Source organism: Endozoicomonas sp. (genome assembly GCF_031844845.1).
Lineage (GTDB): Bacteria > Pseudomonadota > Gammaproteobacteria > Pseudomonadales > Endozoicomonadaceae > Endozoicomonas.
In genome coordinates this window covers 1-19,429 of the sequence record NZ_JAVRMB020000231.1, presented here as the reverse complement: position 1 = coordinate 19,429, position 19,429 = coordinate 1, and the positions used below count along the sequence as shown (strand labels likewise).

Here is a 19,429-nt window from a genome sequence, read left to right as displayed (position 1 = left end):
AATCAGGTCTTTCATATCGAAAATAGCAACCTACGACGATGGTTGTTTAAGAAGAAAGACTGGCTCCCGATTTTATCGGCTTTTGATCCCGGTTTTGGACCCCAGGTTTTGATGATTAAACCTCACATTGTTCACATTCTTTTAAGATGATACTATTCGTCAATGCTTGTCCACATATCTTATCCAAACGTTTAACACAGCTCATAATCTTTTCTAACTGGCTGCGTTGCTCGTATGTACCACACTTAATGATTCCCTCCATTTCATTATCCATCCGGATATATATGACCATTAAATATGCTCTCATTTCCTGGACGTCGAGTGTTTCTGCATTAGTGAATGACCTATCTTGGGAGATGTCCATCGCTTCACGAACGGGATAATCAACCCATTCAACTGATGCAAGGAATTCTCCGATTGTATGCTTGATAACGAATCTAGGGATGATACGAATCAGAAGATACCAGGCTGATACAGTTCCCAATATGAATATGAAAATTCCCATTTTTCTACGCCCTATTTAAGTTGCAAAACTGGGCTCAGGTCTTTATTCAAAACCTGACCATGGTTTAATACTGATTTATGCGTCAAGAAGAAAAACCTGCCCCGATTTTCCTGTACTCACTTATAATTGGTCAAGCAAAGAGTCCATCTCATTGACTGCAGACTGGGTTTCAGTTCTGGAACCGGCTACTTCTTTAATTGACACTAAAGCTTTCATCGTATCTCCATACCCCATATCTGCCAGATAATTAATCTTGTCTGCACTGAAGTTGGCCATGGCCTGTATGCCAGCAAATGAGCCTTCTTCTGTGACAACAGACTTACTGGGGCGGATCTCTAGAATTTGGGTTCTGTCAGTTGCAAATTGTTTGCGATCAAATAGAGAACCATTACTTAATTGTGTAGTGATGCACAAATCGCATTGTCCGAGCAAAGGCGTTACAGGCGTATTATCCCTTATACCACCGTCATAAAAGTTCCCGCCTTCAAGTTGTTGCGACTGGTAAAGTAAAGGCAAGGCCGCTGATGCTAATACCGAGTTCATAACCTGCTCAGGCGGTAATGACTGAAGGTGCAGGTAGGTAGCTTCTTTACCTGGCATGCGGAGTAATTCGCCCTTGATGAACTCAATAATACTGTCTTTCAGAGAGCCATCGAACACGCTAACCCACATGGGCTTCCATTGTTTGGAAAACTGGGGTCAGGTCTTTCTTCTTGAAAGTTACAAATCGGTTTTTGATTTTTCAGCTTAAAATCGGAATAGTCAGGTCTTTCATATCGCAAATAGTAACCTACGATGATGGTTATTCAAGAAGAAAGACCTGACCCCGGTTTTGATGCCTTATCGCTATTGAAGCCTGCGGAGGATCACACTACTGGTGTCGTAAGTTTACCGAGCTGGGTCATGACATTCGCATCATTGCTCCCCAATTCGTGAAGCCTTACGTTAAGTCAAACAAGAATGACGCTGCTGATGCCGAGGCTATTTGCGAAGCTGCACAACGCCCGAACATGCGCTTCGTGCCATCCAAAAATGTTGAGCAGCAGGACATTCAGAGTATTCATAGAATTCGCAGCCAGACAGTTGCCAGAAGAACAGCGTTAGGTAACCAAATCAGAGGGCTGCTAATGGAGTACGGAGTGATCATTCCAAAGGGAATCTCCTTTATCCGCAGGCAAATTCCTTTGATTCTGGAAGATGCAGAAAACGGTTTAACAGTGCTCTTCCGTGAAATTCTCATTGGGCTTTATGAGGCTCTTCATAAGAGAATGGAGCACCTGGATAAACGTATAGAAAAGCTTGAGCTGAAGCTCCAAACGATTGCAGCCAATAATGAAGGTTGCCAGCTTTTGTTAACCATACCCGGCATTGGTTTACTCACTGCTACTGCTTTATTTGCTGCCATTGGGGATATAACGGCATTTAAAAATGGGCGGGAACTGGCTGCCTGGATGGGGTTGGTACCAAAGCAGCAATCTACTGGAGGTAAACCCACCTTGCTGGGTATCAGTAAGCGGGGTGACACCTACCTGCGAACCCTGCTGATACATGGTGGCAGAACCGTTGTCAGGGTAGCCGACAAACACGACGATCGACGTAACAATTGGATTCAAGAGCTTGACAAGCGTCGGGGTAAGAATATATCAGCGGTGGCTGTTGCCAATAAAAATGCCCGCATTGCCTGGGCACTCTTTACAAAGAGAGTAACCAAGAAAGAGCCATACAAGGCAGCGGCATGAATAATACAGACATTAAACTATTAAACACTTGTCGTTAGATAAGAAAAGGAAAAGCGGTTAATCAGTGTCCTCTCTTAATAAAGAGTGCAACGAGTTGCGTGGATAAAGTTCAAATGATGGCATAAAAGGTAAGACCTGCACTCCCTAAAACCTGACCGGGGTCAGGGCCCGTAGAGGCCGAAGACCTGATGAGGAGGGACTGAGCGGATTCCATCAGGGCCAGAGGCATTGAGACCTCACCCCAAAGGCCGGACTCTTTATTATGAGAGTGGAAGCATTACTCTTTAAAGTCATTATCGAAAACTTTACCTTGCATCGCGGGGCGAACCATATATGACCCCGAACACCCCGCACCGCGAAGTTGGGGAGTGAATGGCGTTTCCACGCTGAGCGTGGGAACGAGGTAAAACTCAAAACTCCAGCCCCCACGAAAGAAGCGTACCATCCGGACTACCGTTAGCATAATCTGTTATCTCCAGTATCCAGATACCTGAAGATTCAGCATTATCAAGAGATTTATCATATGTATATAATTTATTGCCGTGCCTTTCAAATCTCATCGGGTGAGTACGTTCTAGAATTTTTAATTGAATAAGCGTTCCATCAGGACTTTTTAGGTTAAAGCCTAATTCATCATATCTTTGATTAACACGGACTGTAACTTTTACCTGGTTTACCCTTCCCCTTCGAGTCACATTAATTGTGCTTGTTGCAGTTCTTTCTCTTTCATCATTATCTGGAATACGAAGTCTCTCGGTATTAGTGAAGCAACAGTCAGGCCTGTCGGTGGTAACCCTGTCGGTGACAGGCTTGGTGGCAGGCTTGGCGATAGTAACCCTGTAGCGGGAGGGGACGTTATGGTTCTGTTTGCCAGAAGCGTTCCTACAGTCCCTACATCCCCTGCACCTGCACGTGACAATTCATGAAAACCATACGCAGCACCAGCAGTTACAATCAGGCTCCCCAGTACGCCACCCAATGCCAGATATGGATGCCTCAATGGCCACTTGAAACATTGAGTGACCCAGCCTCCCTTGCCAATACAAGAGTTAGATTCCGAGCCGGAGTCAGATTCAATGTCATCTTGAGCAGCTTGAGAATAGGCAGGATTTGAATGGGTTGTACCGACAGAATCAAGAGCCATGCAAGTCACCGTTCACGGGAGGTAGTAAAATAGAGCCGTAGAACAGCAAAAAGTTCCGAGCGAGACTGTAAATTTAACTGTGTTTCTGCCTTGTTAAACAAAATCAGTTAACCGGTCTTCGAACTCAATCATGAACCTGTTCAAGGCCGGCTTCCTAAAGTGGTCAATAAATTACGGCGCTTCATGCAGGGATCCTATTCTCTTGTTATTAATCTTATTTATTTGGAACATGACTGATGGGCGCTGTTGAAGATAAAAGTGGAATCCCTGGTTTAGGAGCTTCAGATGAGGGTTTGACCACAAAAATGGGGCAATTTAGCTTGTCTGAGAAGGTTTCCACTAATAACGTAAACAGCGCCAGACTGATGCATGGTAAGTAGTTAACCAAGTGAAATCGAATGTTTTCGATCGATTGATCAAAAATAAGACTCAACCCTTGTGCCTCAAGGAAATCGGTCTGAAATATGGCCGAATTCATTTTACTAAATAACGGCAACTAAGCTACTGGGAGCCAAGGTTGGAACTTTTTTCTGATTTAATGTCCCGAAATAATTTGCACATTTCTAAGCCTTTAAACCCCATTCGTCCTGAGCTCTGAGCTTGTCGAAGAGTTGAAGGGCGCAAACTCCAGGCCATGATAGATTGTGCCAAACACCCTTCGACTCCGCTCAGGATGAACGGAGTCCGAGTTCAAAATGAGACAATTATTAAAGGACAGTTACTTAAGTGGATAGACCAAAGCAAGCAAGCCTTGAGGGATTGCCTATAGTTATCGACCCGTTGGTAAGTTATTACTCTGAACTGTATTCAGTTTAAAAAGTTTACCTGCAATGTTTTCTGACAAGGTGAGGTTATGAATTTTATAGGTAATTACGCTGAAACAGTGACGAGCTGTCTTAATGAATTTCCTGGTCTGTTACGTGCCAGCTTTGATAAATCAGCCAAGAGTGGTTTCAGGCTAGTCAATAGAGCGGCTGCACGTATTTATATAGGTGGGGGGGATGATGGCTGTAACTTTATTGTCAAACTTGTAAGGTCAGAAGTGGTAAAACCACTCAGAGAAAGGGGGGTAGGTGTTCTGGTTGTGGATAAGGCATCAAACAAAAAGTTAAAGGCTGCCTTGGTCGATGGAAAATCTTTGGTAGAAAAATTACAGGAATTAGGGGTTGAACTGGTCACCATAAAGAAACTACTGTCCTTCTATAAAGAGAAAAAACAGCCAGTAGATGACCTTAAAGGATTTTATTCCGCAATTGATAAAATACATTTTTTGACTCATAATTCTCCAAAGTCCGGACATATTACCCCAGAAAAAATAAATGATGTCGCCGAGATAGCAAAAAGAACATTGATATCAGAGAGCCTTAAATACCTTATTCCGAAGTATTTGTATGAAAGAAATATCTTTGATGCAGTTGCTGTTATGGATCTTGATACCAATGCACCATTGGTACCACAAAATATAGCGGTGGATCAGCTGAATGAGAAGCATAATATACTTACTCTAAGTTTTTATTCGTCAGATGAAAATGATCGTTACGTGCCATATATTATTGATGGGAGAGGTTTCTCTAGACTAATAGAGTATTATAATCCTCAAGAAGAAAATATTGAAGGGAGTTATTTTAAAAGCGTGATTCCTATTACTTTTAAACGAGAGTATTCATTTTTTGAAGTAAATAAAGAGCGTGCTGATCATTATGCAGATAATGAGTTTAATTGCTTCTATAAACCGTTTTATAAGGACAGAACATGGCTTGTTGATGAAAATAAAACTATAAGTAGCGATGCAGAGAAAGTGTTGGTGAGACAAGTAAAGTTGAATGAAATTAAGGAAAATGATTTTCATGGCTTAAGTGTGGTTTTTATCGCGTGCAAAGATAAATCGTATGGTTTGATCGATAATCATATTGGTGTGGCCTATAACAAAGCCGAATTTTATGAAATATTATTAGGTCAACATAATGAGTGCGTAAAAAGTGCAGAAACCTCTGAAATGATAAAGCAATTAAAGGCATTAGGCAGTGAAACAATAACAGTGTGCCATTTTAATAGTCATAATCAAGAAGGCATTTATCCAACAGGAATTTATTCAACCGAGGTCTGCCAAGATATAATGAAAAAAAATCCTGACACGATGGGAATTTATTTTACAAGTATCAATGAATTGATACTAGGAAGAAAGTCGGATTTTCTGGGCGATTTCCAAAAAATAATCAGCTCTCCCTGTAGTCAATGGAATGAGAGCTCTACTATAGGTAGAAATCAATGGGATATTGACAATACAGGCAAGCCTGAAGTCATTGTAAAATGTATACGCAAAGAAAACCCTCCCCTGACAGAGGAGCAGGCGATCAGTCGCGGTTTGCTCACCCCCACTGAAGCGGCTTCCAATTATCTTATGCATTTCACAGGCGGAGCCGTTTGCGGCGCGGTCTCGTATATAATGGATGAAGTGGCGGACAAAGCGGTGTTGCGGCAGTGTCCGAAAGTGCGCCCGGTATATAATTTTGGTCGAAATGTCCTGTTCGGAGGGTTGGCCTTCGGTTCCCTGCAGACGGCGTTCAGCCATTTCTCTAACTGGTACTCTCCTCAAGAGCCTGGTCAGCGTTCGGCTGGTAGCTGGCAACAATCGGTCATAAAATTCTGCATGAACAATGCATTGCTGCTGGTGCCCGTTACGCAGGGGGCAGTGTTGCCTGCGCTCTGTTCCATGGCGGGTGCCATGTCCACCCAGGTTGCATTGCAATCCTTAAGCCAGCGTCTGATGACGTCTGAAAAAGGTAAGTGCTCAAAAACCACTGGTAAAAATGCAAAACAATAGTACATCATCCTTGATGTAATTGAGCCTAAAGAATATTGCACTATAGTTTTCTAGTACTTTTTGAGCAGTTACTGAAAAAGTGGGTCAGTAAAAATAGCAGTTCACCTATCATGCTGGCTCAGTTCAGGTTAAGTGTTGGTATGCTTCCCAAAGGCAGTAACGACGCGAGATTCACGGAATTACTGAATCCCTCGCTACAGCAAGCTTTCAGCGACTTGTGGTAAATCACCAACACTTAACCTGAACTGAGCCTATCATGCTTATATGATGGCTAACTTAAAGTTGATTCTTGAAGTCGAAGTTCAGCCAGGTAATCAGGGGAATAGCGCCCATTCATTACCAGGATTAATGAGTCTATTGAAAAGCCTTCCAAAAGAATGCTGGCCTGAATTTGTCCGGGGTGATTGTGATTGGTGCAAGACTGGTAGCAGTCATTGATCGAGACTGAGGCGCAAACCCGCGCCCTTTAGGGGCGGGTCAAGCCGAGACTACTTTCTTTTGTTATCCGTATCACCGAAATCCAACTACTATTAACTTTCCAAGTGACCAAGCAATATAAAAATGCTCCAGGGTATCCGACTCAAGGCCAATCCAACAGACAGGTAAAAACTTATTTTGTCTCAGTGGATGGGCTGCGCTCGGTTTATCTGGAATGGAAAGTGTGACGAAGAGTGTTATTACAGAACCTATGCCAGAAAGTATTGCCTTTAGGCTCTCGAGTCCTCGGGTCCTATCGGTATTCATGCACCAATAGATACCAACGCAGCACATTTTAAAAACAAAGACCTTTCACCGTGGCTCTCCGATTACCCTGGCCAGATAATCAGAAACTCAGCTACCCACTGGTATCAGACCTGCAACAACCACATAAACGGCTTGTGTGAAAGGCCAGGACGGAAGAAGAAGACCGATAAGGGCAGCATCGACTATGTTATCGTTAGTGGTTGGAATATTCGCAATCTATTATTCTCAATGTCCCAGTGTAGTGATGTTAGTATTAAGACCTATTATATGATCAGAAAATAGTAATAGCAGGTTTAGTTATTATTCCCTAAGTATGTTCTCGACATTGTTTTTAAATTGGATGGATATAAAATATATGTTTTTTATATTGAAATCACTGCCAACCATTAACGGCAACATAGCCTGGAGCATCTATCTTACCAAAGAAGTATTCCGGTTCGATGTTTGCGATGATGGAGTCACCCGTCTGTTCATCGGAACCAAAACCAATAACATTGGCTATCTGTCTTTCAAATCTCACCGTAGATTCACTGAGCCAAAGTCAATTTATATCAGGAAGGAAGCCGGTCAGTATTCATTCTCTTTCTGCTTTGACGATGGAGCAGAAGAACCAGTCATCAATAAAGAGCATCTGGAATATCTCAAGGGATCCTCGAAAGAGTGGCTGGAAGAATATGCTGCTTATGTAGATCGTGGTGTCGATCGTGGTGTTGCTATTCCGGTCCATTACCTCCTCGTTCCCACGCTCCAGCGTGGGAATGCATACCGATACTTCCGGCTTACTCAGTGACTGTCGATGGGGGAGGTATGCATTCCCACGGAGGACCGTGGGAATGAGGACGGAAATGTGGAAATTATTAAGGGACAATTCCTAAGTAAGTGGATAGTCTAAAGTTTTTTTTGGAAAGTGTGTGCTTGAACTTTATTCACTTAAATAGGTCATTTAATATTCTTTTGTTCTTGGGAGGTAGCAGCGCATGAATTATTTAGGTCATTATGTTGGAAATGTAATTAGTGATTTTAATGAGTTTCCAGGTCTGATGCGTACCGACCGTAGTGATTCAGATCGTTCAGCACGGGTTAAAAGAGCCGCAGTACGTATTTACATTGGTGGAGGGAAAGCTCACTGTGATTTTATTGCTGATCTTGTCAGGTCGGAGCCAGCAAAAGCAATCGGAGAACGGGGAATAGGTGTTCTGGTCGTTGATAAAACATCGGTTCGACAGCTTGGCAGTATTAAGATACAAGGCCAGCCCCTGGCTGAAAGATTACAGGAGATTGGGGTTGAATTAGTTACCATAGAAGAGTTGTTAGCGTTCTATCAACGGAAAAACAAACCTGTGGCAGAGTTTAAACATTTTTACGCTGCAATTAATAAAATCAATTTTTTATCACCTGCTCATTCACAGCCGGGAGATGTAACACCGGAAAAAATAAAAGAGGTTGCAGGGGTAGCAAGAAAAACATTGATGTCAGAGAGCTATAAATACTTTATTCCCTGGTATTTGTTTGAAAAGCATAATATTGATGTTGTTGCCGTTATGGATCTTGATACTAAAGCTCCATTAGTCCCACAAAATCTCTCCCCTGGCTGGCTAAAAAACAGATATTCGCTAATGGTCACAAGTATTTATATAAGATCGTCATATTCAGAAAATATCGATTCGGTTGATACGACCACTCATGTTATTGACAGTGAGGCTTTTCCTTTATTAATGGCGTCAAATCCTGAATTTAAGGGAGAGTATTCATTTGTTGAAATGGATCAACAGAGAGCAGAAGCCTATGCGAATGCACTATTTCAAAACTTCTACAGGCAACAGTTTGAAAAAATTAAATGGGAGTATGCACCACTGTCAGAAGGTAACAGTGGAGCGAAGAAAAAAACGATGACGCTTAAGGACTTTTCCCGTGATAAGTGGACAAATCTGAACAATGTAACGGTTGTTGATTTTTTTAAAAGCGTTTCTGAAATGGGCGATGAAAAGCTGATTGAGTTACACAATCTTGTCGATGATCAGGCATCGTTGTACCTGCTATTGTTATCTATGCATAATTTTTGTGTAAGAGAAGAGCAAATTTCGGAAATAGTCAGACAGGTACAGTTATCCGGGTATGAAAATAAAATTACTGTGTGCTCAGATATGTATGCCAGTGTAAGAAAAGTTTATCCAATGGATCACTGCCTCAAGTTAGAAAAACAAGCGGGTAAAACCAAGTGTCGTTTTGACTCGTATGAAATGGTTATTGTGGGAGCAAAATCGGACCTTGTTACTGTATTGCCAGAAATGATGGGTTCTCCCTGTAGCCTCTGGGATGTTGAATATACGATTAGTCAAGAAAAATGGAAGATTCAGGAAGGTAAAGGTGGAAAAATAATCATACCTTGTTTAAGGGCCGGAAATATAACAGTAACCCGTTCGGAGCCTGAACCCTATATTTCCATCAATCACAGGTCTATCCCCCTGACCGAGGAGCAGCCGGTTAATCGCAGCTTGCTCTGTTCACCGGCAGCGGGCGCTAATTGCCCGACAGAAGCAAACCCCGATTACCTTTTGAATTTTGCTGATGGCAGCGTTTGCGGAGTGGTCTCGTATGTAATGGATGAAATGGCAGAGCGTATGCTCCTGTGTCAACATCCTGCAGTACGTCCGGTATACCGGTTTGGCCGAAATGTTCTGTTCGGTGGCCTGGCTTTCGGTTCCCTGCAGACGGCGTTCAGTCATTTCTCTGACCGGTGGTTTTCCCGGGAACCGGGTCAGTGTCCGGAGGCTGGCTGGCAACGATCAGCCATCAGATTCTGTATGAATAACGCATTGCTGCTGGTGCCTGTGGCGCAGGGGAACGTTATTCCTGCACTCTGTTCCATGGTGGGATCAATGACCGGGTTTATGTCTGCCCGGGCTGTGGTTCAAACTATCCAGCGGCGTGGGATAACTTCTGGAATGTGTCTATTTCGGATTTAACACTGGTTTTCCTGGCCAACAGCTCTGGTCCAGAGCTATTGGCTTTTGCGGTCATTAAACCGGAGAAAGGTTCGCGTAAGCCATCATCAGCCACTTGGCACCTTCTGAATCAAAGTTGACCTGAACCCTGGCCTGATTGGCCTCACCTTCATAATTGATGACCGTCCCTTCACCGAAGACGTTATGGTGTACACGCTGCCCTAACGACAGGCCGTGATCTGGCGATGCCGGTGCCATGCGGGTGATTACCGGTCGGGAGATGGTGCCACCGAGGCGCACTTCCTGTAACAGTTCGCCCGGTATTTCACGAATAAATCGAGAAGGCCGGTTCATGGTTTCACTGCCATACAAGCGGCGGCTTTCAGCATACGTCAGGTATAAGGTTTTCATGGCACGGGTAATGCCTACATAACAAAGACGACGTTCCTCTTCCAGATTGCCTTCATCCAGAGACATTTTGTGGGGGAATAAACCCTCTTCCATGCCTACCAGGAAGACCAGCGGAAACTCCAGACCTTTTGCCGAGTGCAGGGTCATCATTTGTACGCTGTCCTGAAACTGATCGGCCTGATTGGTGCCAGCTTCCAGTGCCGCGTGGGCAAGGAAGGCATCCAACGGTGTCATGGCTTCAGTTTCTTCGTCCAGATCGAGTTCGTCCATATCAAACTGACGACAGGCGTTGACCAGTTCTTCCAGGTTTTCTACCCGGGCCTGACCTTTTTCCCCTTTCTCTTTACTGTGATGATCAATCAGCCCACTCATGGTGATTACGTGATCAGATAGCGGCGATAAACATCCACCATGGTTCGTTCAAAAGGATCGTAACCGGGGTCAATATAGTCGGGACGCAAGCCTTCATCTTTTTTGCTGTTGATAAACCACTGAGCCTGACGAAAGGGGTGAAAAAAAAACCGGGGTCAGGTCTTTCATTGTGCATAACTTATATCGTTCATTGATTCGTTGTGAAGAATAATGATAGGCCTTTCATTGTGATTAGATATCAGTTATATCGAAGACTTAGGAACCGTCCTTAAATAACTTAGCCATTTCAACGAACGCTACCCGCTACCCTAAAAAGCCAGAGCCGCTTGTATTTTTTCGGGTAGCGGCCTTTTATAAGTTTCAGTAAAATGTGGATCTTATTTCAGCAATACTTCGGACACTTTTTGAAAATACCCTGTGATGTGGAAATCATCGAATAGAATATAGAAGCCCCTGTTCGCTGATTTGAACCATCATGAACGATATAGTAAAGAACGCTTTGGACGCTATGTCCATGCTGAAAAAACCCCAGAAAACCTTCATTGCATTACTACTTGCGGCACTTGTCGTATTTCAGGGAAAGGCCACCTTTCGCAATCTAAGTCGATACTCACCAATGAGTGAAAAGCGGTTTAATCGTTGGTACGGTCGATCATTCGACTTCTTCACGTTTAATAGCCTGATGCTGTCAGATTCACTTTCAAAAGCAGATGAACTGATTGCTGCCCTTGACGCCAGCTTCATGACCAAAAGTGGCAGTCACACTGAGGGGCTTGGAAAGTATTGGCGTGGCTGTACTGGTCGGACAGAGAAAGGTCTGGAACTCTCTTTACTCAGCGTGGTTGATCTCAGTTCTAATACTGCTTATGCACTTGAAGCAAAACAGACACTGGACCAGAAAGGGAAAACCCGTGTCGATCTCTATGCTGAGCAGGTGATAGCACAGGCTAAGAAAATCATTGACCTGGGAATCAAGTATCTGGCTGTGGACGCCTATTATTTCAAAAATAAATTCGTTTCCCCCATTGTTGAGACTGGGCTACACATTGTCGGCAAATTAAGGACTGATGCAGATCTCGTGTGGCCCTACACAGGCCCCTATTCTGGCAAAGGCCGCCCCAAAACATACGACGGAAAAGTAAATCTCGAGAAAGATCTGAAGCGATTTAAATCTGTTGGAACGCTGAAAACTGGTGAAGATATCTATACTGCCAGACTGTACTCCAAGTGCCTGAAATGCTGGATACGGGTTGTCATGTTACGCTTTCACAAAGGCGATAAAATTGGTTACGCATTGCTTTACTCAACTGACGCAGAGTTGGAGGCCATGACACTTATCAAGTATTACAAGGCTCGGTTTCAAATTGAATTTTTCTTCCGTGATGCCAAGCAATACACTGGTCTCACTGATTGTCAGTCCTGTCGGAAAGAAGCGATTCATACTCAGATTAACGCCTCATGCGCGGCGTTAAATTTACTTAAACTGGAAGACAGGAAAGCGAAAAGCACCCAGGGTAAAACGGTGATCTCAATTGCCAGCTGGAAACGCCTGAAGTTCAACCAGCACTTGATGTGCAGGGTTTTTGAAAGCTTGGGGTTACCCCTGAATGATGAAAAAGTCTTGGGCACCTATGCGCAGCTCAGTGGCTATGGAGCTATTGATTATGAGGGAGTTAATCTTGAAGTCCTCTCAAAATCCAACCTCAGCAGGCTGGTTAATAAGAATCATTATCATGATGCGTGAGCCCTGTTTTCAATACCGTGTTGAATATGGTTGAGTCGCTGTTCAAAAAGTGTGGTCATTCAAAAAGCCGATGAATTCATTAGCTGCTATCCAGATGGGATTGTCAGCTATTACAGAGTTCCTATAAGACGCACAAACCGATGAAAAGATGCAGGGTTTTGAATATTTTTTGTAATCGATAGCGGTCACGCTACGGTGACCGTAATCGAGTGTTAAATATTATAAGCCAATGAATCCACCGCACCCTGACCACTATGAACTCCTCCTTCGGTGGCTGTTGCGGGTTTGCTGCGAATAAGATAACCGGCATAACCCAGGTCACTGGTCAGGGAGTGTCCATCCAGGTGCAGGGTAAACATGCCGATTTCACTGATCAGATCATCCACCGGCGTTGCTTCTCCTTTTCGAACGACCAGTGCTTCCCGGGAACGGTGTCGTGGGTGCAGACGACGCATCAGTGACCAGGCCGAATACTCTTCAGGTTTCAAACTTTTCAGGCGAGGCAGAATGTCATGGTCGAAGACGCAGTGGCCGCCGCCTTCTCCCTGGTTTTTAAGCACCCAGTCTTTGGGGTTTTGCTGAGCAAACCAGTTGGCTGATTGATCGTCCACCGGGCGCATCTCTCCCAGAAACGGTTTTATCCGGCTGGCTTCTTCCAGCGTCAGGCCGAACTGCATCAGTTGCTCTTCATTCATAGCACAGAGCAGCATTTGCACTCGTTTACTGGTGGCTAACTGCTGGCTGACGGTTGCATTCACTGCGACCCGATGTCGTTCAATCATGGCTCGGACTTTACCCAGCTCGGAGCAACAGCGTACACCGTCCAGATCATGGGCAAAATAGTCACAATGCTGATAGCCTGCCCGCAGGTAGATGGCATCGACACCGCCCAGCCCTTCCAGTATCAAGCGCTGCTTGTCACCGGAAGCGTCACAGGAAGTGTCACCGGAAGACAGCTGGTCGTAGAGTTGGCGGAACGTACGGCGAACGGTTTTGACACCCTCTTTCTGAATGGCTTCTTCCAGCAAATGCTGATCATAAACATTATCTTCATCCGGCTGAACCACCATCATAAACAACGGTTGACCACTTTCCCCGGACTGCGCACGCACGGTAGTAGCAGCACCGGCAATACCTTTGGCAAGATTTTCAATGCCCTGATTAGGAACCAGCTCAAGGTCATCAGCCTCAGACCAGGATTGAAATGCCGCGGGCCATTGGTATTGCAGATAATGGTGCAACTCATGGGCTCGCTGACCAAAAGGGCCCATGCCGGCCGCAATACCATTAAACTCAATCAGTTTTGGCCCCTGTTCAGCGTCGTCCATAAAGTCCGTTCGCATCAGCAGCATGGGGATACGTTCAGCAGGAATGGAACTGCTATGGATTTTCTGGTGGAGCTCTAAAAGGCTGGCAAAGAAGGCATCACCGCTGCACAGGGGTTTAATGGCAGTGGTGAGGAATTCATGGTTTTCAGAGACACCATGAATCAGTTTGCCCATCAGTGGCACAATGGATTTCAGCAGTTCAAAACGTTCACGCTGAATCAGGGTGGGAGCAAAGCTGAAGGCACAGTGCTGAGCAGAATCTTTAGAGGTCTTTAACGCCATGCCGTGCATGAGTGACCATTCAATTGCATCCTGAACTGCGTAGGCAATTTGTGTGTTTTTCATCAGTAAATCCTCAGCGAACAGAACCTGATTCTATTGCTGCACAGGTAAAGAGTTAATGTCATTCTATAAAAAAGACGGGGATTGGCAGGAAAAGATGCAAAAAAAAGCAGGTATACCTGCCTTATATTTTAGAGATATTTAATTCCCCATAGTGATGAGGGTGTCGCAAAAGGGCAAATTAATTCGTAACCGTCATCCCGATTCAACCTTTCACGTACCATCGTAATGGAGTTTCTCCGCCAGCCGGAAATAGCGTGGAATCTTATCAAGGCCCTTTATAGCACCAAAGCGGTGACCCAGTGGTTCAGAGAAGCTATGGATGCAGGCAAACTGCAAGAGCCAGATCTGAGTAACATCACTACTATTTATACAAGCCTGTTTCAGGGGGTTCTGTTCTGGCCGCAGGTGGTTGAAAGGGAATCCATTCCTGAAGGTAAAATACTGGAAGAGAAAATAGATACGGTGGTTTCCGTGGTGCCTGGAGCCTGTGGCGTAAAAAATCCATAGCGCTTGCTTTTTTACATACAATGACGAAGTTAACATTGGAAAAATCGTAGCAAGAAACAACAAACACCCCTTGAGTTATCCTGTTGAGCGGGAGTAGGCTTGCAATAAGCAGCCATAGCCGGAAGTGTCGCTAATACCGTATTAGAAAAATGGCTGAAGAGCTTGAAAAACGGTATTTTTACTATAAATAAGCCAGTGTGAAGCCATGATTATGACAAGAGTAATGACCGATATTATTACCACAGCCCGCGACCAACTGCTGACCCCGGCCAATATCGGCGACAGTGAACTCAGCAGAATTCTGGACAGCATACTGGGTCACAATGTGGATGCCGCTGACCTCTATTTTCAATCCGTGCGCCATGAAGCCTGGGTGCTGGAAGATGGCATCGTCAAGGAAGGCAGTTTTAATGTAGACAGTGGTGTCGGTGTTCGCGCCATGAGCGGTGAAAAGACCGGTTTTGCCTATTCCAATGAGATTATTCTACCCGCTCTGGAGCAGGCCGCAGGGGCAGCCCGCAGCATTGCCCGGATTGGGCAGCAGAAGCAGGTGCAGGCCTGGCATCGTAGTCAGCCATTGTCGCTTTATAGTGCAACCAGTCCTTTGGACTCCCTGTCCAGTGAAGACAAAGTTGATCTTCTGAAGAAGGTTGACCAGGAAGCAAGAAAGGCTGACCCCAGCATTAAACAGGTAACCGTAAGCCTTGCCGGTGTTCATGAAGTGGTGCTGGTAGCGGCTTCTGATGGCACGCTGGCCGCTGATATCCGGCCTTTGGTGCGCCTGAATGTCAGTGTCATTGCTGAAAAAGACGGGCGTATTGAAAGCGGTTCCGCCGGTGGTGGTGGCCGTGGTGATTATCTGCAGTTTCTGTTGAATGATACCGGCCTTGAATTCGCCAGAAAGGCGGTTCGTCAGGCCATGGTCAATCTGGAGGCCGTTGCGGCTCCGGCTGGCACCATGCCGGTTATACTCAGTTCCGGCTGGTCGGGCGTGTTGCTCCATGAGGCCGTAGGGCACGGTCTTGAAGGTGACTTCAACCGTAAAGGTTCTTCAGCTTTTGCGGGAAGATTGGGTGAACGAGTGGCTTCCCCATTATGTACCGTGGTTGATGATGGTACTCTGGATGGTCGTCGTGGTTCTCTGAATATGGATGACGAAGGCGTACCCACAGAAAGCACGGTATTGATTGAGAACGGTATTCTCAAAGGCTATATGCAGGACAAGCTGAATGCCCGGCTGATGGGTGTTGCCTCCACCGGTAATGGACGACGTGAGTCTTATTCATGCCTGCCCATGCCGAGAATGACCAACACCTATATGCTGGCTGGCAAGCATGATCCGGAAGAGATCATCAGCAGTGTTAAGAAAGGCATCTATGTAGAAAGCATGGGCGGCGGTCAGGTGGATATCACTTCCGGCAAGTTTGTGTTCTCCACCAGTGAAGCCTGGTTAATCGAAAATGGTAAAAAGACCGTGCCGGTAAAAGGGGCTACCCTGATTGGCAATGGCCCCGATGTAATGAACAGGATTTCTATGGTGGGTAATGATCTGGAGCTGGATCCGGGTGTGGGTGTCTGTGGTAAAGATGGCCAGTCAGTTCCCGTGGGCGTTGGTCAGCCCACGCTGAAGATTGATGAAATTACGGTGGGTGGTACTGCTTAAATCACCACTTTCCGCCTCGTTCCCACGCAGAGCGTGGGAACGAGGCGATCTCTCCATAAATAGTGTCGGCAACCTACCCGACAGCTCCGGTGTCACAGATTTTACCCGGGACCTGACAGTTGCTTTCCGGAATAATGACTTTACTGTCGTCTATGCGGTGTGTGATCAATGTCTTTTTCGAAGAGGAAAATAACGGAAATTAATGAGTGCTTCTATAATCAGTGCTGAATTTGCTTTACATGACCGGAGTCTGGATCATGAAATCTCTTGCACTTATTGCTTTTTTATCAGCCTGCATCATTTCAATTAACGCCCCTGCCGAAAATTCATATCTATTTTCAGCTACTCTCACGGGTGAACAGCAAGTTGAACCGGTATGCACCAATACTCGAGGCAGTGCCTTCATCACTGTCGATCCGGACTGTGGTGAAATCGCCTTTAATTTACGGATTAAAAACGCAGAAGGGATTTTTGCCGACTCCGGTGCACATATTCACTGTGGCATAAAAGGTGAGAATGGTCCTGTTATTGCCTTTCTTGCGGGTGATATGCCTGGCGGATTGAATGGAAAAGTGACGGTCAGGGGGGTATTGACCAGGGATAATATTGTTAGCGATGCCTGCGGTGAGAATCTGGAAGATATTTTAGAGGCCATGCTTCACGGCAAAACCTATGTCAATGTGCATAGCGCCGCTAATCCCAACGGGGAGATTCGAGGCCAGCTCCACTACACCGATGAAAATGAATGTGATGTGGCTGAATAGTGTCCCTTGATAGCGGTAAGTTTCAATCAAAAACAGTTGGCAGATCCGGATTGTTTCTGTGTTCCAGTAGCAGTTGAATATCTTCGGGCAAAGTTCTGCCGCCGGACAGTTCTGGCAAATCATCAACGTCGAAAAAACCAATATCCGAGATTTCGATATTTTCTTCAGGAGCCCCACCGGTTAGCTCACACAGGAAGATCAGTTTATAGATATGATAAGGGCTTCGAGGACAGTAAGGATGACGCTGGGTGTCTCGAAGTGCGACCAGTTTAACGGCTTTGGCCGTATAACCTGATTCTTCCATTACTTCCCGTTCTACCCCATAAGCGGGTGGCTCGCAAACGTCGGCCCAGCCTCCGGGCAGTGCCCAGCACCCATCAGCCCGCTCTTTTACCAGCAGTATTTTATCATCGAGAAAAACACCGCCGCGAAGGTCAACTTTGGGCGTGGCGTAACCCTGGTCAGGTAAAAAGTAATCATCCACTTTTTCTATGGGGGCGTCCGTCAGCAGGGCGGTCATCTCATGGGCAATGGTTTGCAGCTGGTGGTATCGCTCAAGGTCAAAATCATCTTTGCAATAGGTGAGACCATTCTGGGCAATGGCCCTGATTTTCTCTGCCCAGTCTGTCCATGGGTTCTTAACCTTAAGCTCACCAACCATTGCAGGCTCCTATCTGTTCTCTTGTGGGTGTTGTTCTGTACCGGTTATAGAAGGTTTATCAACACTGCCATCAGGCCCTAATAGAATAGCCACATTCCGCCATCGTTTTGAAGACTCCATCATGATTTTTATAAACATGGTCAGGGGAACGGCAAGAATCATGCCCACAGGTCCCAGCAGCCAGCCCCAGAAAATCAACGACAGAAAGACAACAAGCGGCGAGAGACCCAGTCCGTGTCCCATTACATTGGGTTCAATAATATTGCCGATGGTGATGTTGATGGCCATATAACCGGCCATGATCATCATGGCGTCGGCATAGCCAAACTGTAGCAGGGTCAGCAATACACCGGGAATCGCGGCAACCGTTGAGCCCACATTGGGAATAAAGTTAAACAGAAAGGCGACCAGCCCCCAGAGCACATAGAAATTCACGCCTTTTGCCCAGAGCATGGAGCCTACCAGCAGGCCGGTTACCATACTGATCAGTGTTTTCAGGGCAACATAGCGGTTAAAAGAGCGCAGGAATCGACGCATGCTTTGTAACTCATGATCGGGAGATGAGAGTGCAATACGCAGTTTGCCCGGCAGCAGCGGTGCCTCCAGCAGCATAAAGATGGTGGCAATTAAAATCAGCAGGGCGAAGCTCATGGTGCTGCCCAGTTTGCCAATCATATTGGTCAGCAGGCTGACCAGTGCTGAGGGGTCAAAGGAATCCGTGAGGGTGTTCAGGTCGATGGGGATATTTTTCTGAGCAAGATAAACCTGTGCACTCCGGAATGTTTCTGTCAGCTGCTCCCGGTAGCCTGGCAGGGCTGCGGTGAACTCCTGGACGGTGCTGGCGATATTGCCCAGAAAGAAAATCGCAAAAGTCACAAAGGCGGTCAGGGTAAACACAATCCCAATAATCCTGGGGACCTTATAGCGGCCCAGAAAGTTGACCACAGGGTTCGCCAGCAGGGTGAGCACGGCAGACAGCAACAGGGGGATGACCAGCGTACTGCCCAGCTTGATGCCCGTCATAATAATGATCAGTGCTGCCAGCCCCTGAAAGGTCTGACGGACATGTGTCGTTTTGATGCCGGGCATCGGGTTAACCTCAATGAAAAACTTTGAAGGCATTCAGGTTCTGTTGACCTGAGGGAGCCTGAGCCAAAGCGTCAGATTTCATCACAGTTAACCCTTGCTTACTATTGATAAAAGGACCTATTGATAGAAAAGGTCATTGGGTAAGACACCTCTGCTTAAGATGCGCCTTGAAGTTGCTGGGGGCTAAAGGTTTTTCTGTAGCCCGGGTCATCAGGTCGGCAGTGGAATATTTACGTCCCTGTGACCAGATATTTGTGAATACAGGGTTAAAGTTGTCGAATTCTGATCTATCCACCAGAATGATTCACAGGGGTTAAATTGAGGGCTATCGAAAGGGCTGGTGTTGCAGTGGTCATTTCTTCAGGTAGCGATAGACATCGTAAAGGACGGTGTAAACACCAGGTGTGAAGCAAATTCGACCGGCTGGTTGCAGTGTAAGTGCCAAAATAACCCACGTCCTACCCCGCTAAGTCTGGATAAGGAATCATAAGCTTCTCAATTACATGGAGGCCCTCATGACTCACCAGAACGCTACTCAGGAACAATGGCAGCAGCGCATCGACTCTTGGCAAGACTCCGGGCTTAGCCAAGCTGGCTGGTGTCGTCAGAATGGTGTCAAATCATCACAGCTTGGGTACTGGAAA

The 19,429-nt window shown here is 45.7% G+C and carries 14 protein-coding genes and 2 pseudogenes; 9 read left to right on the top strand and 7 right to left on the bottom strand.

Going from position 1 to position 19,429, the window contains the following annotated elements:
• Window positions 1-625 precede the first annotated feature (625 nt).
• Window positions 626-1,177 (bottom strand): patatin-like phospholipase family protein, encoded by a 552-nt coding sequence (locus RM811_RS12195; protein WP_402524548.1) that lies wholly within the window; start codon window positions 1,175-1,177, stop codon window positions 626-628.
• Between the two features lie 170 nt (window positions 1,178-1,347).
• Here RM811_RS12195 and RM811_RS12190 point away from each other — a divergent pair, with 170 nt between their 5' ends.
• The gene (locus RM811_RS12190; RefSeq protein WP_402524553.1) at window positions 1,348-2,244 is read left to right on the top strand and encodes an IS110 family transposase; all 897 of its coding nucleotides are present in this window, start codon (window positions 1,348-1,350) and stop codon (window positions 2,242-2,244) included.
• 410 nt (window positions 2,245-2,654) lie between these two features.
• On the opposite strand, the gene RM811_RS12185 is transcribed toward RM811_RS12190, so the two are convergent.
• A complete protein-coding gene (locus RM811_RS12185) occupies window positions 2,655-2,939 on the bottom strand; it encodes a proprotein convertase P-domain-containing protein (RefSeq protein WP_402524545.1) in 285 nt (94 codons plus the stop codon).
• Window positions 2,936-3,388, bottom strand: coding sequence for a hypothetical protein (locus tag RM811_RS24225; RefSeq protein WP_407065746.1), 453 nt, complete (start codon window positions 3,386-3,388; stop codon window positions 2,936-2,938). Before RM811_RS24225 ends, RM811_RS12185 begins: the two co-directional genes overlap by 4 nt.
• Before the next feature lie 853 nt (window positions 3,389-4,241).
• On the opposite strand from RM811_RS24225, the gene RM811_RS12175 reads away from it, so the two are divergent.
• From RM811_RS12175 to RM811_RS12165, 3 genes are all read left to right on the top strand, one after another.
• The gene (locus tag RM811_RS12175) at window positions 4,242-6,212 is read left to right on the top strand and encodes a hypothetical protein (protein WP_402524540.1); all 1,971 of its coding nucleotides are present in this window, start codon (window positions 4,242-4,244) and stop codon (window positions 6,210-6,212) included.
• Between the two features lie 1,099 nt (window positions 6,213-7,311).
• Window positions 7,312-7,746 (top strand): hypothetical protein, encoded by a 435-nt coding sequence (locus RM811_RS12170; RefSeq protein ID WP_402524538.1) that lies wholly within the window; start codon window positions 7,312-7,314, stop codon window positions 7,744-7,746.
• Window positions 7,747-7,933: 187 nt separating this feature from the next.
• Complete coding sequence (locus RM811_RS12165) at window positions 7,934-9,922, top strand: hypothetical protein (RefSeq protein ID WP_402524536.1); 1,989 nt, start codon at window positions 7,934-7,936, stop codon at window positions 9,920-9,922.
• Window positions 9,923-9,976: 54 nt separating this feature from the next.
• On the opposite strand, the pseudogene RM811_RS12160 reads toward RM811_RS12165, so the two are convergent.
• Window positions 9,977-10,714, bottom strand: a pseudogene (locus RM811_RS12160) (3'-5' exonuclease); the annotation flags it as partial.
• 445 nt (window positions 10,715-11,159) lie between these two features.
• On the opposite strand from RM811_RS12160, the gene RM811_RS12155 reads away from it, so the two are divergent.
• Complete coding sequence (locus tag RM811_RS12155) at window positions 11,160-12,428, top strand: transposase (protein ID WP_402524533.1); 1,269 nt, start codon at window positions 11,160-11,162, stop codon at window positions 12,426-12,428.
• A 212-nt stretch (window positions 12,429-12,640) separates the two neighbouring features.
• Here RM811_RS12155 and RM811_RS12150 read toward each other — a convergent pair whose 3' ends face one another.
• Entirely contained in the window at window positions 12,641-14,101 is a 1,461-nt protein-coding gene (locus tag RM811_RS12150) for a glutathione synthase (protein ID WP_402524531.1), read from the bottom strand.
• Between the two features lie 216 nt (window positions 14,102-14,317).
• Here RM811_RS12150 and RM811_RS12145 point away from each other — a divergent pair.
• The 3 genes and pseudogenes from RM811_RS12145 to RM811_RS12135 all read left to right on the top strand — a co-directional run.
• Window positions 14,318-14,608, top strand: a pseudogene (locus RM811_RS12145) (TetR/AcrR family transcriptional regulator C-terminal domain-containing protein); the annotation flags it as partial.
• 211 nt (window positions 14,609-14,819) lie between these two features.
• Entirely contained in the window at window positions 14,820-16,271 is a 1,452-nt protein-coding gene (gene tldD / locus RM811_RS12140; RefSeq protein WP_402524529.1) for a metalloprotease TldD, read from the top strand.
• A gap of 257 nt (window positions 16,272-16,528) precedes the next feature.
• Window positions 16,529-17,035, top strand: coding sequence for a CHRD domain-containing protein (locus RM811_RS12135; RefSeq protein WP_402524526.1), 507 nt, complete (start codon window positions 16,529-16,531; stop codon window positions 17,033-17,035).
• A 22-nt stretch (window positions 17,036-17,057) separates the two neighbouring features.
• Here RM811_RS12135 and RM811_RS12130 read toward each other — a convergent pair whose 3' ends face one another.
• Together RM811_RS12130 and RM811_RS12125 are read right to left on the bottom strand one after the other, a co-directional pair.
• Window positions 17,058-17,696 carry an NUDIX hydrolase gene (locus RM811_RS12130; RefSeq protein ID WP_402524524.1) on the bottom strand — a complete coding sequence of 213 codons (639 nt, stop codon included), beginning with the start codon at window positions 17,694-17,696 and terminating at the stop codon, window positions 17,058-17,060.
• Window positions 17,697-17,705: 9 nt separating this feature from the next.
• A complete protein-coding gene (locus RM811_RS12125) occupies window positions 17,706-18,818 on the bottom strand; it encodes an AI-2E family transporter (protein WP_402524522.1) in 1,113 nt (370 codons plus the stop codon).
• 470 nt (window positions 18,819-19,288) lie between these two features.
• Between RM811_RS12125 and tnpA the strand changes: the two genes are divergently transcribed.
• Window positions 19,289-19,429, top strand: a 141-nt coding sequence (tnpA, locus tag RM811_RS12120; RefSeq protein WP_402524551.1) for an IS66 family insertion sequence element accessory protein TnpA, incomplete at its 3' end; no start/stop codon positions are given.